At 45.5% G+C, this 14047-nt stretch carries 9 protein-coding genes; 7 read left to right on the top strand and 2 right to left on the bottom strand.

Annotated features, from left to right (window positions below):
- Positions 1-87 precede the first annotated feature (87 nt).
- From uvrA to ACSX1A_RS14920, 7 genes are all read left to right on the top strand, one after another.
- Positions 88-2895 carry an excinuclease ABC subunit UvrA gene (gene uvrA / locus ACSX1A_RS14950; protein WP_439880443.1) on the top strand — a complete coding sequence of 936 codons (2808 nt, stop codon included), beginning with the start codon at positions 88-90 and terminating at the stop codon, positions 2893-2895.
- Between the two features lie 157 nt (positions 2896-3052).
- Complete coding sequence (tpiA, locus tag ACSX1A_RS14945; protein ID WP_439880442.1) at positions 3053-3814, top strand: triose-phosphate isomerase; 762 nt, start codon at positions 3053-3055, stop codon at positions 3812-3814.
- Between the two features lie 93 nt (positions 3815-3907).
- On the top strand, positions 3908-4282 hold the full coding sequence (locus ACSX1A_RS14940; protein WP_439880441.1) for a DUF6150 family protein: 375 nt from the start codon (positions 3908-3910) through the stop codon (positions 4280-4282).
- A gap of 8 nt (positions 4283-4290) precedes the next feature.
- Entirely contained in the window at positions 4291-5121 is an 831-nt protein-coding gene (gene prmA, locus ACSX1A_RS14935; RefSeq protein WP_439880440.1) for a 50S ribosomal protein L11 methyltransferase, read from the top strand.
- Positions 5122-5153: 32 nt separating this feature from the next.
- The gene (locus ACSX1A_RS14930) at positions 5154-9902 is read left to right on the top strand and encodes a hypothetical protein (RefSeq protein ID WP_439880439.1); all 4749 of its coding nucleotides are present in this window, start codon (positions 5154-5156) and stop codon (positions 9900-9902) included.
- A 166-nt stretch (positions 9903-10068) separates the two neighbouring features.
- Complete coding sequence (gene plsY, locus ACSX1A_RS14925) at positions 10069-10713, top strand: glycerol-3-phosphate 1-O-acyltransferase PlsY (RefSeq protein WP_439880438.1); 645 nt, start codon at positions 10069-10071, stop codon at positions 10711-10713.
- 111 nt (positions 10714-10824) lie between these two features.
- The gene (locus ACSX1A_RS14920) at positions 10825-12189 is read left to right on the top strand and encodes a dipeptidase (RefSeq protein ID WP_439880437.1); all 1365 of its coding nucleotides are present in this window, start codon (positions 10825-10827) and stop codon (positions 12187-12189) included.
- Between the two features lie 77 nt (positions 12190-12266).
- Here ACSX1A_RS14920 and ACSX1A_RS14915 read toward each other — a convergent pair whose 3' ends face one another.
- Entirely contained in the window at positions 12267-12911 is a 645-nt protein-coding gene (locus tag ACSX1A_RS14915; RefSeq protein ID WP_439880436.1) for a porin family protein, read from the bottom strand.
- A 149-nt stretch (positions 12912-13060) separates the two neighbouring features.
- Complete coding sequence (locus ACSX1A_RS14910; RefSeq protein WP_439880435.1) at positions 13061-13723, bottom strand: porin family protein; 663 nt, start codon at positions 13721-13723, stop codon at positions 13061-13063.
- Positions 13724-14047: the final 324 nt, after the last annotated feature.

Raw genomic sequence — 14047 nt, 5'->3', positions numbered from 1 at the left:
TCAGGTATTTGTAACTTTACACAATTATCTAAAGACAGAAAAAACTCGTGCAGCAGTAGAAATTATGCTGCCGCAGTTTAAGCTTATATGGCACACACACCAGAATATAACCTCGACGAGCTCGATGCTCGCCAAAACATCATTATAAAAGGAGCACGGGTACACAACCTGAAAAACCTGAGCGTAGCGCTTCCGCGCAATAAATTCATTGTAGTTACCGGGCTTTCCGGTTCCGGTAAATCTTCGCTGGCCTTTGATACACTGTATGCTGAAGGGCAGCGCATGTATGTGGAGAGCCTTAGCTCTTATGCCCGCCAGTTTCTGGGGCGTATGGATAAACCTGATGTGGATTATATCAGGGGCATCAGTCCCGCTATCGCCATTGAGCAGAAGGTAAGTATAAAAAATAACCGCTCAACCGTTGGCACCAGCACAGAGATTTATGATTACCTGAAGCTGCTTTATGCCCGCATCGGTAAAACATTCTCGCCTGTTTCAGGTGAGGTGGTGCAAAAGGATAGCGTGGCGGACGTAGTGGATTTTATCTTTAAGTTAGAAGATGAAGCACGCGTCATGATCCTGGCGCCGCTGTTGCAGCACCACGACAGAACGTTGGCGAAAGAGCTGGACCTGCTGTTGCAAAAAGGCTACTCCCGTATTTATGCGGATGGCCAGGTATACTTTATCGAGGAACTGCTGGAGCAGAAAAAGCCGAAGCTGGGCAAAGAGATATTTATATTAGTTGACCGGGCGGTCATTTATAAATCAGACGAAGACCTGCAGTTCCGAATTGCCGACTCGGTGCAGACAGCCTTTTTTGAGGGGCAAGGTGAGTGCCGCGTGTTGTATGGTAACAACGAAGAGCGTGTTTTCTCTGATAAGTTTGAACTGGATGGAATCGTGTTCGAAGAACCGTCGGTTAACTTTTTCAGCTTTAACAACCCCTATGGCGCCTGCCAGACCTGCGAGGGATTTGGCAGCGTTCTTGGTATAGATCCTGATCTGGTTATCCCAGACAAAAGCCTGACCGTGTATGAGGGGGCTGTGGCACCCTGGCGTTCCGATAAAATGAATGAGTGGCTGCAGCCGCTGCTCAAGAATGGCATCCGTTTTGACTTTCCAATACACCGCCCCTATAACGAATTGACAGAGGCAGAGCAGGAACTGCTCTGGACAGGCAACAAATATTTCGATGGCCTGAACGCCTTCTTTAAGCATGTGCAGCAGCAAACACACAAAATACAGTATCGTGTGCTCTTGTCGCGTTACCGTGGGCGCACTGCCTGCCCCGACTGCAAGGGTTCTCGTTTGCGCAAAGATGCCAGCTATGTAAAAGTAAACGGCAAAAGTATAACCGACCTGGTACTGATGCCGATCACGCAGGTACTGCCATTCTTCCGCAACATCGAGCTAACGCAACATGAACAGAATGTGGCAGAACGCCTGGTTACGGAAGTGGCTAACCGCTTGGGCTACCTGGAGCGTGTGGGCTTGGGCTACCTGACACTTAACCGGTTATCCAACACTTTATCCGGTGGCGAGAGTCAGCGTATTAACCTGGCTACTTCATTAGGTAGTGCCTTGGTGGGCTCTATGTATATTCTGGATGAACCGAGTATAGGGCTGCATCCAAAAGATTCGGAGCAGCTGATTGGTGTGCTGCGTACGTTGCAGCAGTTAGGCAACACGGTAATTGTGGTAGAGCATGAGGAAGAAATGATGCGTGCCGCAGACCAGTTGATTGACATTGGCCCGGAAGCCGGCTCCGGCGGCGGAAACCTGATGTTTCAGGGGTCTTTTGAAGAGATGACTCAAAGTGCCGACACTTATACTGCAAAATACTTGTCTGGTGCTATGGAGGTGCCTGTGCCGGCACAGCGCCGTAAGTGGCGCAATTCGATAGAACTGGTTGGTGCCCGCGAGAATAACCTGAAAAACCTGAACGTGAAGATACCGCTGAACGTGATGACGGTGGTGACAGGTGTGAGTGGATCAGGAAAATCAACCCTGATCAAGAAAATACTGGCCCCGGCCATGCAGAAGCTGCATGGCTCTACATCGGAGGCTACAGGTAAATTTGATAAACTGGCCGGTGATTACAACAAGATCAGGCATGTGGAATTTGTAGATCAAAACCCGATCGGTAAGTCCTCCCGCTCTAACCCGGTTACTTATGTAAAGGCTTATGACGCTATCCGTACACTTTACGCGGATCAGCCATTAGGGAAATCACGCGGTTTTAAACCGTCTCACTTTTCTTTTAACATAGAAGGCGGGCGTTGTGAAGTATGCCAGGGTGAAGGCCAGGTAAAGATAGAAATGCAGTTCATGGCTGATATCTACCTGACTTGCGAGAGCTGCCACGGGCAACGCTTTAAGCAGGATGTGCTGGATGTGAAATATAAAGAGAAGAGCATCTCCGATGTACTGGACATGACCATTGCTGATAGCATCGCGTTTTTTGCCGACCAGCCGAAGATCATTGAAAAACTCCGACCCTTAAATGAGGTAGGGCTAGGATATATCCGACTGGGGCAATCGAGCAACACGTTGTCGGGTGGCGAGGCGCAACGCGTAAAGCTGGCATCTTTCCTGACCAAGGGAGCACAGCCACACCAGGAAGACATCCTCTTTATTTTCGACGAACCAAGTACAGGCCTGCACTTCCACGATATCAGCAAATTACTAAAATCCATAAGCGCACTTATTGAGAACGGTAATACCGTTGTGATCATTGAGCATAACATGGACATTATTAAATCTGCTGACTGGATCATAGACCTTGGTCCTGAGGGTGGTATAAACGGGGGGCACCTGCTTTTTGAAGGCACTCCCGAGGATATGGCTAAGTTGGAAGAGAACCATACGGCCCGTTTTCTGAAGGGTAAATTGTAGGTACAAATAAAAAATAGAAAAGCCGCCGTAGCTATAAGTTACAGCGGCTTTTGTTTTTAGCAGAGAGCAGGGGGAGGTATACCATAATTTATTAACTTGCCGTAAAGCAGCAGAGATTGTTAAAACAAGTATAAAACCTATTATCAAACTATAGAACATGAGAAAACGAATCGTTGCCGGCAACTGGAAAATGAACAAAACCTACGAAGAGGCGCTTTCGCTGGTGTCAGAGATCGACAATATGGTGAAAGATGAGGTAAACGGAGAAGTGACTGTGGTAATTGCACCTCCGTTCCCGTTTCTGCAAAGCGTTGGTAAGCTAACACAGGGCAACGACCTGATGCACCTGGCGGCCCAAAATGTAAGCGAGCACGATAGCGGTGCGTTTACCGGGGAGGTATCGGCAAGCATGCTCAAGTCTGTAGGCACGGAGTACGTGATTATCGGGCACAGTGAGCGCCGCATGTACCACCACGAAGATGCTCAGACACTTTATAAGAAACTGAAAGCTAGTATAGCGCAAGGCCTTAGACCGATTTTCTGCTGCGGCGAGCCGTTGGAAGAGCGCGATGCAGATAACCATTTTGAGTATGTGGGCAAGCAACTGCACGACAGCCTTTCTTACCTGAGCAACGAAGAGTTTGATCAGGTAGTGGTAGCCTACGAGCCTATCTGGGCTATTGGCACTGGCCGTACGGCCAGCAGCCAGCAGGCGCAGGAAATGCACGCTTACATCCGTGAGCAGCTGTCGCGTATGTTCGACGCGGAGGCAGCTTTTAACACATCCATACTTTATGGCGGTAGCTGTAACCCTGGCAACGCGCAGGAGTTGTTTGCCCAGGAAGATGTGGATGGTGGCCTGATAGGTGGTGCTTCGCTTAAGTCCCGTGACTTTACGGCTATAATCAAGTCGTTTTAAATAAAAGTTTTTCAAAATATTAAGGCTGCCGGTGCAATTTGTCGGCAGCCTTTTTTGTTAGCGCATATAGTTATCTTTCTTTAACTTTAGAGTATGCATATTTTTTTTACACTTTGGCTGGCGTTCCTGCCGCTACTACCTGCGGGTAGTACAATTTCGGCACCTGTGTCTGCACCTGCTGCGTCACGGGATTATTGCAAGATTTACGGCTCTGTTTACCTGGAGCGTGACCCAAAGTATAAAAATACAGCCTCCTATACTGTGTTCCTGAACGAGGAAGAGGCTTTTGCCAACATGGTAGTGTACCGGGAAAATAATAAGCTGTTTGCCGATGGTACTGCTATTTGGTATCTTACTCCAAGCAAAGCTTTTGCCGATCATGTGCTATATGTGACCGAAAACCGTAATTTTGCAGACTTTACTGTGCATTATACTGATGTGCGGTCGTTTGCCACTTGCCGCGAATAAATACAAAAATGGATTTTATAGAAGTAACCCTTAAAGTGAACGCGGATTTCGCGGACATATTTACAGCCGAGTTGGGAGAACTGGGCTTCGACGCTTTTGTTGAAACAGAAGATGGCTTTAGCGCCTACATTGATGAAGATAAGTACTCGCAGGAGGAACTGGAGGAGGTATTAAACCGCTATGCAGATCTTGTGCAGGTGGAGTATGCCACGCAGAAAATTGAGCGCCAGAACTGGAACGAAGAATGGGAAAAGAACTTTGAGCCCCTGTTCATAGGTGGCGAAGTGTCTGTGAGAGCTTCGTTTCACGAGAAACCTGCAGCCGCAAAGTATGACATCGTGATCAACCCAAAAATGTCGTTCGGGACAGGCCACCACGAAACTACTACACTTATGATCGAGAACCAGCTGACACTCGACCACCACGGCAAACGTGTGCTGGACATGGGCTGCGGTACAGGCATTCTGGCTATTATGGCCGGTGAACTGGGGGCTTCTGAGATTGTGGCAGTTGAGATCGAGGACTGGACGGTAGAAAATGCCCGTGAGAACGCCGCACTCAACAATTACGATGCTATTGATGTGCGTTTAGGCGGAGCCGAGACAATAGAAGGCGATCAGCCTTATGATATCATACTTGCTAACATCAACCGCAATGTGCTTTTAGATGACATGCCTGCCTACAAGGCTGTACTGAAGCCGGAAGGCTGGCTGTTGTTAAGCGGATTCTATACCGAAGACCTCCCAATGATACAGGAAAGAGCATCTGAGCTTGGCCTCAGTTATGTATCGCACCGTGTTAAGAACAACTGGGTGTCTGCCATTTTTAAAGCAATCTAAACCTAATTTCTCAAGCTAATAAACCACCCGCTATGAGGCACAAACTTTTACCCTTCCTTTTCTTCTTGACAATTTTTACTGCGCAGGCCCAGACAAAACTTTCGGATAAGCCTGAAAGTTTTGTGGCTGATGCAAAAGCGATGCTTATCTACGGCAAAGCAGAGAATCCTGAAAAACTGGCTGCCGACCTGCAGCAGGTATGGGACAGTGGCCGGCTCACGGCAAAGCAGCAGAAAGAAGTTATAGACATTGCGCAGAATCTGTACAAGAAGCGGATGCGTGTTAATCCGCATTTCTCTGATTTCTTTACCATGGTAATCGCTGGTGTAAATACCCAGAACATGCAAGGGAAGCAGATCGACGAAATGCTGGAAGTTACTGCAAAGGCGGTGCAGCAGGAGGATGGCAAGCAACTTGAGAAATTTTTAAGTGCGGCAAGTTTATATTTAAGTAAAAACCGTCTTTTTCAGAACTCATACTATAGTCTGCGGGCCTCAAAGGGTAATTTTAGCTTTTCTTACGAAGGAGGTGGCAAATCAGCAGAAGCAACAGCAGACGCCGGCAGCACCTGGGATAACTCATGGGACGATGAGGTAAATGATAAGGGAGAAGTGATAGAGGATGATGGTTGGGGAACAATTACTGCCGCTCCTAAGAAGGAGGACAATAAAAAGACGGAGAAGAACAGGAAAGAAAGCATAAAGCGCCAGTTTATTCCAGAGCAGCCCAAACCAACAGGGCCTGTACTTAAATTAGAAAACCTGACGATAACATTTGTTACACCCTGGGATTCTACAGCAATAAAAAATACGCAGGGGCAGCTTATGCTGGCCAACAACATGTTTGTTGGCGAGGGTGGTGCTTTTAATTGGAATGTAAACGGGGAGCCTGTAGCTGCTGTTATCAACAAGTATAGTTTTAATACTTCTTTTGCGGGGTTTAAAGCCCCGGATGTAACAATTACATACCCTGCTGTACTTGCTCAACCAGTTGAGGGAGCCATGGAATGGATCAGCGGGAAGCGTAAAACAAGCGAATATCCGTACCCGAAATTCTTTTCCTTTACGAATGATGCACAGCTCAAAACACTAGGCAGTAACATTAGGTACACGGGTGGTTTCTCATTAGTAGGAAATGCTGTAGGAAGTAAGTCTTTGGATAATAGCCTTTCTGAAATTGTGGTGTCGTATAACAATGAGCGAAAATTCAGGTCTACAGCCCGTAGTTTCACCATTAACGACTCTTTAATAACAGCAAGCAGGGCTTCGGTAGTTATTTATCAGCAAAAAGACTCCCTGACACACCCGGCAATGCAGCTGCGTTTTTCCAAGCCCAAACAAGTGCTAACTCTTACAAAGGATAAAGGCCCCTATGCCAGCACACCGTTTTACGATACTTACCATAAGCTTGAAATTACAGCAGAGCGTTTGCTTTGGGACCTAAGCGCCCAAAACCTTGACTTCTCAATAATCAACACAAAAACGCTTGTGCCGGTGCAGTTGGAGTCAAAGCATTATTATTCTAACAACCGATACCAGCAAATGGTGGGGATAGCCCCTTTTCATCCGTTACAGGTGCTGGTGGGGTATGGTGCTAAATCTAAAAGCAATACATTTTATACTTCTGAAGTGGCACGCGCCACTAAGCTAAGCGAGAAGGCGATAAAAGAAGCTGCACTCACCATGCAACATGCCGGCTACATTGACTATGAACCTATATCCGGTTATGTTGAGCTAAAGGAAAAGGCCTGGCATTACGTAAAGTCATCACGTAGCCTGGCAGATTATGACCACCTGATCATAAGGTCAGTAGTGCCATCGGGGCGGAATGCAACTTTAAACCTGGCAGACAACAAGCTTACGGTGCGTGGTGTAGATAAGATCACGTTCAATAATGATACAGCCAGTGTGTTTATCACTCCCAGGAATAGTGAAGTACATATTCTTAAAAACCGTGATATCGAGTTTGACGGAAATGTATTTGCCAGTAGCTTAGCTTTTAAAGGCAGTAAGTTCAGGTTCAATTATGATGAGTTTTCTATTGATCTGGTGAAACTGGATACCATCGCCCTGATGGCAAGGCAACGTCGTTCGGGAAAAATGACCAGCCAGGTGTTAACAGGAAAAGGTCGTGCGCTATCAGGTAAACTCTATATCGATAAGCCAAACAATAAATCAGGGGAGGAGCATTTTGCGGAATACCCGAAGTTTGATGCGCCTATGGGAGCACAGGTTGCCTTTGCACGCCCAGACGTGGCAGGTGGCGCGTATGATAGTACCGTATATTTTGACATTCCACCTTTTAAGCTCGATAGCCTTAGCGCAGGTAAGAATGTGATCGGGTTTGAGGGCACTTTCAATTCCGGGGGTATTTTCCCGCCAATCAAAACAAAGCTGTTGATGATGCCTGACAAAACCCTGGGCTTCTATTACCAGCCAACTGCAAAAGGCCTGGCTGCTTACGGAGGTAAAGGTATTGCGTACGATACCATTATGATGAGCTCCAGCGGCATTCAGAGTAAAGGCAAACTGACATACCTTACGGCTACCTTGCAGTCTCCTGTTTATACTTACTTTAAAAATTCTGTTGTCACTAAAGTTGGTGGCTCCGCTGCTATTGCAGAGGCCAGCTTGGGAGGCACTAAGTTTCCGGTAGCCAAACTTGCCGGTTTCGACCTGAAATGGTTGCCGCAAGCAGATACCATGTATATTCAGACGCAGAAAGAGCCGATGAAGATCTACAAAGAAGAGTTTGATTTCAAAGGAGTGGCCAAGCTATCCCCGGGCGGTTTATATGGAGCCGGCGTGGTGGATAACCCGGTGGCAAATGTAACCTCGCAGGAGCTTTACTTTAAGCAAAGGGAGATAAGTGGCAACCATGCCACTATGATCGCTAAATCAGACGTGGCTGGTAAACCAGCTATCAAAGCGCAGGACATGGCTTTTAAATATGACTTGGTAAAAGGCTTTGTAGATTTTGAAAGTGAGCAAAAGGGTGTGGCAAGTATAGAATTCCCGAAAGCGCAGTACAAAACTTCAATGAACAGTGCCCGCTGGGACATGAACCAGCAGAACGTGAGCCTAAAGGCGGATGAGAATGGCAACAAGAACTGGTTCTACTCCATGCATCCAAAGCAGGAAGGGCTACGGTTTATGGCCGCCAGCGGTATGTATGACCTGAAAGCAAATACTGTGCTTGCCGGTGGTGTGCCTTACATCACAGTAGGAGACTCTTATGTAGTGCCGGATAGCGGTAAAGTAGCGGTAGCCGCAGATGCTACTATCAAAACACTCCGTAATGCCCGGATCCTGGCTGATAGCCTGCAGCAATACCACAAATTATATGCAGGTACTATTAATATTTTGTCCAGAAACTCCATGACGGCCACAGCGATGCACGATTATTTGAATGCGGCTTCAGACTCTTTCCGGTTACAGTTCTCCAATTTTGTGTATGGTAACCCACGCGAGAAGAAGAAACCAATTTATACATTTGCCGAGGCCAATACGGATGAAAAGAATCCATTTTATGTATTCCCCCGCATTTTGTACCGTGGTAAAATCGTGATGCATGCCATGAATGAGAACTTTGACTTTGACGGAGACCTGAAGCTTAACTTTACAGGTAATCCATCAGATTCAGATTGGTTCTCTTATAAGCAGGAATCACTGGACCCAAGAACAGTACGTATTCCGATCACTAAACCAAAGACTGCAGATGGTACTCCGCTTTATACAGGTCTGCACGTATCCAAAGCCAGTTCAAAACTTTATAATACCCTTGTTTCAAAGAAGCAGGCCGACGATGACCTTGATCTTTTTGTAGTAGATGGCTTGCTGTCTTACAACAAAGACAAGAGCGAGTTTAAGATGGGAAGGGAAGGGCGTGCCTACTCAGATTCTTATGAAGGTAACATGCTGCTTTACAACGAAGCTTCTAATACCATTCATTTTGAAGGTATGATGAACCTGGTAAGCCCTATGAAGAATTTCTCTATGGAGGTTTCGGGTAGTGGTGATGCAAACGTGGACAGTAGCCAGTATGAACTAGATACTTTTATAGCGTTGGATCTAACTGCCCATAAAAATATAATGGCAGCATTTGCAGAGTCTTTAAAAGACAATGTTGGTGGTGCACCGGAGGCAGTTGAAAACAACGATGCAGCCCTGTATAAACTTGCCGGTTTTGTAGGCGACAGAGATGTGCGTCAATATAAGCAGCGTTCTGCCACAGGGTATGTGCCATTGCCGGAGCTGTCTGGCAAACTAGTGCGAAGCCTGCTCCTGAATAAAGTGAACCTGCGTTGGTCTAATGAGCAAAATGCATGGTACAGTGTAGGTAAGATCAGCGTAGCCAGCACAATGAAAGAGGATATCAATGCGCAACTGGATGGATACCTGGAAGTGAAGCAGGATCTGAACGGGGAGCCGGCTGTATCACTTTACCTGGAGGCAAATCCGAACTCATGGTATTACATCAATTTCTTTGAAAATGGGCTTACCATCGCCTCATCTGATGACGGCTTAAGCAAGCAAGTACAGTCCAAATCTAAAGGGAGACGTGGTGTAAGCACTAATTATGACGTATATTCTGGCGAAGAAATGGATAAGAATATCTTTCTTGACCACTTTAGAAAAAACTATCTGAATGGAGAAACAGGCTTTAAAGCGACGGCGGTACAGCCGCAACCGCAGGCGGAGCCCACACAAAAAGTAACAGATACAACAGATAGTCAGAAAAAAGAGAAGAAAAAGAAAAATAAGGATGAGAAAGGAAATTAACCAGGAACTTTAGACATCCCGTATATAGTTTAAGAGAAACTTGATTTTTGGAGTTTAAATTAAGTTATGCCTATATTTGGGCTTCCTTTAGAACCAGACAAGTGCCTTTCAGTGTACTTTATTGTAGGGATGGAGGAGTCTGAAGGCTAAAACGAGTTGTGTATACATGGACATTTTATTAACAGCAATATTATTTGTAGCTGCTTACCTGATCGGCTCTATATCTACAGCCGTTTGGCTGGGTAAAGCCTATTACGGAATTGATATCAGGCAGCATGGCAGTGGTAATTCCGGTGCCACCAATACATTTCGTGTTTTAGGTAAAAAGCCGGGAACGGCAGTTATGCTGATCGATATTTTTAAAGGCTGGGTAGCTACGTCGTTGGCGGGCTTACTTGTGATCTTTAATGTTATATCTGCTGACAACCTGGTATACTTTCAGCTTATAATGGGTGCTTTGGCTGTAGTAGGACATATTTTTCCGGTTTACGAGCATTTTAAGGGAGGTAAAGGCGTTGCTACTCTTCTGGGTATGATGCTTGCCATCCAAACTGAAGTGGCGTTAATGTGTATGGTTATCTTTGTGATCGTGCTATTTACATCGCGTTATGTATCGCTGGGATCTATGATCGCAGCACTAGCTTTCCCTATTCTACTGCTGTTGCCACGCTTCCACCCGGATAACCCGATACTGATAATTTTCGGCTTCATCCTTTTTGCCGTAGTTGTACTTACACACCGCAAGAACATTAACCGGTTAATTGCCGGCGAGGAAAGTAAGGCCAACATTAATCTGGGACTAAAAAAATAGCGGCAGCTTTCTGCCAGTTGTAAAATCTGTAATATTTTGAAAAGCTATCCTTTACTGCAAGGGTAGCTTTTTTTTGTAACTTTATGTTTGAACCAAAACGTATCCACTGCTATGATAAATCAATATATCAATGAGAACAAAGACCGTTTTATAAACGAGCTGCTCGACATGCTGCGCATACCATCAGTAAGCGCTGACCCAAAGTTTAAACAAGATGTGCTTGGTACGGCTGAGTTCGTGAAACAACGCCTGGTAGATGCTGGTGCTGACCATGTGGAGCTGGTTGAAACAGCAGGTTATCCGGTGGTGTATGGTGAGAAGATGGTAAGTCCTGATCTGCCAACCGTGATTGTATACGGACACTATGATGTACAGCCTGCAGACCCTTACGAGCTCTGGAGTTCACCCCCTTTCGAACCGGTTATAAAAGATGGGAATATTTATGCACGGGGCGCTTGCGACGATAAAGGGCAGATGTACATGCACGTGAAAGCATTCGAGACAATGGTGCGCACAGGCACGCTGGCCTGCAACGTAAAGTTTATGATCGAAGGAGAGGAGGAAGTAGGTTCTGCTAATCTGGCCACTTTTGTGAAAGAGAACAAAGAAAGGCTGAAGGGAGATGTGATCCTAATCTCTGATACGGGTATGCTGGGCAACGATACACCTTCTATAACTACTGGTCTGCGAGGCATGAGTTATGTAGAAGTGGAAGTTACCGGCCCTAACCGCGATCTGCATTCCGGCCTTTACGGTGGTGCAGTGGCTAACCCGATCAATATCCTGTGCCAGATGATTGCTTCGTTGCACGACGAAAACAATCATATTACCATACCTGGTTTTTACGACAATGTAGATGAATTGAGCCAGGAAGAGCGTGCTGAAATGGCGCGTGCTCCCTTTGACCTGGAGAAGTATAAGAAATCTCTTGACCTGAAAGACGTGCATGGCGAGGCGGGTTATGTAACCATGGAGCGCAATTCGATCAGGCCGACGTTGGATGTGAACGGTATCTGGGGCGGCTATACAGGTGAAGGGGCCAAAACAGTGATCCCTTCTAAGGCCTTTGCCAAGATCTCCATGCGCCTGGTGCCACACCAGACTTCAGAAGAAATAACAGAGAAGTTTAGAAAGCATTTTGAAAGTATAGCTCCTGCCAGTGTGAGCGTAGTGGTAAAGCCACACCATGGCGGTGAACCGGTAGTTACCCCTACTGATTCTGTTGCCTATAAAGCTGCTTCTAAGGCGTATGAAGAGACATTTGGGGTAAAGCCAATCCCTGTCCGTAGCGGTGGTTCAATTCCGATAGTTTCAATGTTCAAATCAGAGCTTGGCCTTGACTCGGTATTGATGGGTTTTGGTCTTGATTCAGATGCAATCCATTCGCCAAATGAGCATTTCGGAGTTTTTAATTACATGAAAGGTATCGAAACAATTCCGTTGTTCTACAAGCACTATGCTGAGATGAGTAAATAACATTGGGATTTATAAAAAACAAAGGGCTTGCTACAGAAGTAGCAAGCCCTTTGTTTTTTATAAATCTTTTGAGGCTGTTAAGGAAGCACAGGGCGCATCAGGTATCCAATGCTTAGCTTAAAGACAACGTTTTTCTGATCAAGTTCTTTGGAGAAAGATTTAAATCCGCCAGTGTTATGGAAGCTCATAAAGAAGCCATTATCCAGTTCAATGCCAAGACCAACGGTATAGCCGTAATCCCACCGTTCAAAATCGCTAATGTGCAGCGGGTATTTACCTAGTTCTACTGGCTCAGGGTCCTCGAGTGTGGCACTGTCCAGTATCCTGACTTTTGTTCCTTCTGCCACCAAGTACCCAACGTAAGGTCCACCTAAAACAAACAATCCGCCTTTCTGAAGTTTTAATTGTAGTGGTAGGGTCAGGTAGTGCAGCCGATGGTCATCAACGAGTGCTTCAGTCGGGCTAAGAGGGTAGTTATCGTACGTAAACCCTTTCTGATCATACTCAAGCTCAGCCTGTACGGCCAGCTTTGATACAAATTCGTAGCTTCCTATAAAACCGCCATGAAAACCTGCCAGGTAATTTGTGAAATCAGATGAAGCGTCATCACCTTTAACCGAGGTGAAGCCGCCGCCTACTTTTGCCCCAAACCTGGCAAACTGAGCATGTGTCACAATAACAGGAGCAAGTATAAGCAGGAATACAAAGAGCGTCTTTTTCATAGCATATATGCAGTGGTGAGGCTTATAGTTTTACTATAGTTGGCAAAAAATAGTTTGAAGTAGGATACGCAAAAAAAAAAGCCGGCCCTACCTGAAAGGCAGAGCCGGCAAAAATTGTAAGTAGCTAAATAAAGCTAAATAATAAGAATTTATTTTGCTGATGGTATTGTAAAGCCTAATGTTAGCATAATAGTAGAGTGACGTGCGTTGGTTAGGTCACCATCAAAATACTCCTCAGTGTCTTTGTCTACAAAATCAGTTAAGCTTCCGTTATAACGTAAACCTAAACTAATACCACTTCTGGACATAAGCCCTACACCTGCAGCATAGCCTAGTTCAAATTCTTTCAGACCATCTTTGTCTCTCTCTGTAGTTGTGGAAGACTGCAGGTTACCATTAAAGTACTCCTTGGTAGCATTATTTACGCTTAGCAGGTAGGATGCTTGTGGGCCCGCCTCAAAGTATAAAGGGCCAGCTTTGATCTTGGCAAGTATAGGAAGGTCCAGGTAATTATAGTTTACATTACCTGTGCGCTTATAAGTACCAAGGGGAGTAGTAAACTCTTCATCGGCATTTTTAAAGCCTTTGTTAGAGTACAACAGTTCCGGCTGAATAGAGAAAAACTCATCAACAATACCAAAATTAAGAGTAACACCTGCGTGAAAACCAAACTTGTTTTCATAGCGGTCTTCGTTACGCAAATCTCCTGATAGATTAGAAAGATTAGCACCACCTCTGATACCAAATGATTGTGCCTGAGCGAAAGAGAAAGAGGCTAGTACAAATGCAAATACAAAAAATAACTTTTTCATAATCATAAAAATGTTTTGATACGCCCTGATTAACGAGCAGTATGCGGTAAATAAGATAAGTTAAGACTCAAATTTTTATTCAATGTTTAAGATTTTGATACAACTACCTGATGGTTAGCGATAAAAATTTAAAGGCTTTTTTCGGGCAGTTAAACCGTAATATGCATGCAAACATAGCATAGCAACAAGCGGGCCAAAATATTAACATTGCCTATATATGAAGTGTAAATATTGGTTTTAACGGAGTCGGTGGAAGTGCCGGGGGAGTTAACTAATGGATAGAGCCCGACAAGCGCCGGGCTCTAACTTTCCATAGTAATATTT

The sequence above is a fragment of the Pontibacter sp. MBLB2868 genome (assembly GCF_051904785.1).
Classification (GTDB): domain Bacteria; phylum Bacteroidota; class Bacteroidia; order Cytophagales; family Hymenobacteraceae; genus Pontibacter.
Note: the sequence above shows the minus strand (reverse complement) of the source record. Positions and strands in the feature narration are given on the sequence as shown.

Excerpts from the sequence above, each read along its gene's own strand:
- uvrA (WP_439880443.1), top strand. The coding sequence starts at position 88 with ATGGCACACACACCAGAATATAACCTCGACGAGCTCGATGCTCGCCAA.
- tpiA (WP_439880442.1), top strand. The coding sequence starts at position 3,053 with ATGAGAAAACGAATCGTTGCCGGCAACTGGAAAATGAACAAAACCTAC.
- ACSX1A_RS14940 (WP_439880441.1), top strand. The coding sequence starts at position 3,908 with ATGCATATTTTTTTTACACTTTGGCTGGCGTTCCTGCCGCTACTACCT.
- prmA (WP_439880440.1), top strand. The coding sequence starts at position 4,291 with ATGGATTTTATAGAAGTAACCCTTAAAGTGAACGCGGATTTCGCGGAC.
- ACSX1A_RS14930 (WP_439880439.1), top strand. The coding sequence starts at position 5,154 with ATGAGGCACAAACTTTTACCCTTCCTTTTCTTCTTGACAATTTTTACT.
- plsY (WP_439880438.1), top strand. The coding sequence starts at position 10,069 with ATGGACATTTTATTAACAGCAATATTATTTGTAGCTGCTTACCTGATC.
- ACSX1A_RS14920 (WP_439880437.1), top strand. The coding sequence starts at position 10,825 with ATGATAAATCAATATATCAATGAGAACAAAGACCGTTTTATAAACGAG.
- ACSX1A_RS14915 (WP_439880436.1), bottom strand. The coding sequence starts at position 12,911 with ATGAAAAAGACGCTCTTTGTATTCCTGCTTATACTTGCTCCTGTTATT.
- ACSX1A_RS14910 (WP_439880435.1), bottom strand. The coding sequence starts at position 13,723 with ATGAAAAAGTTATTTTTTGTATTTGCATTTGTACTAGCCTCTTTCTCT.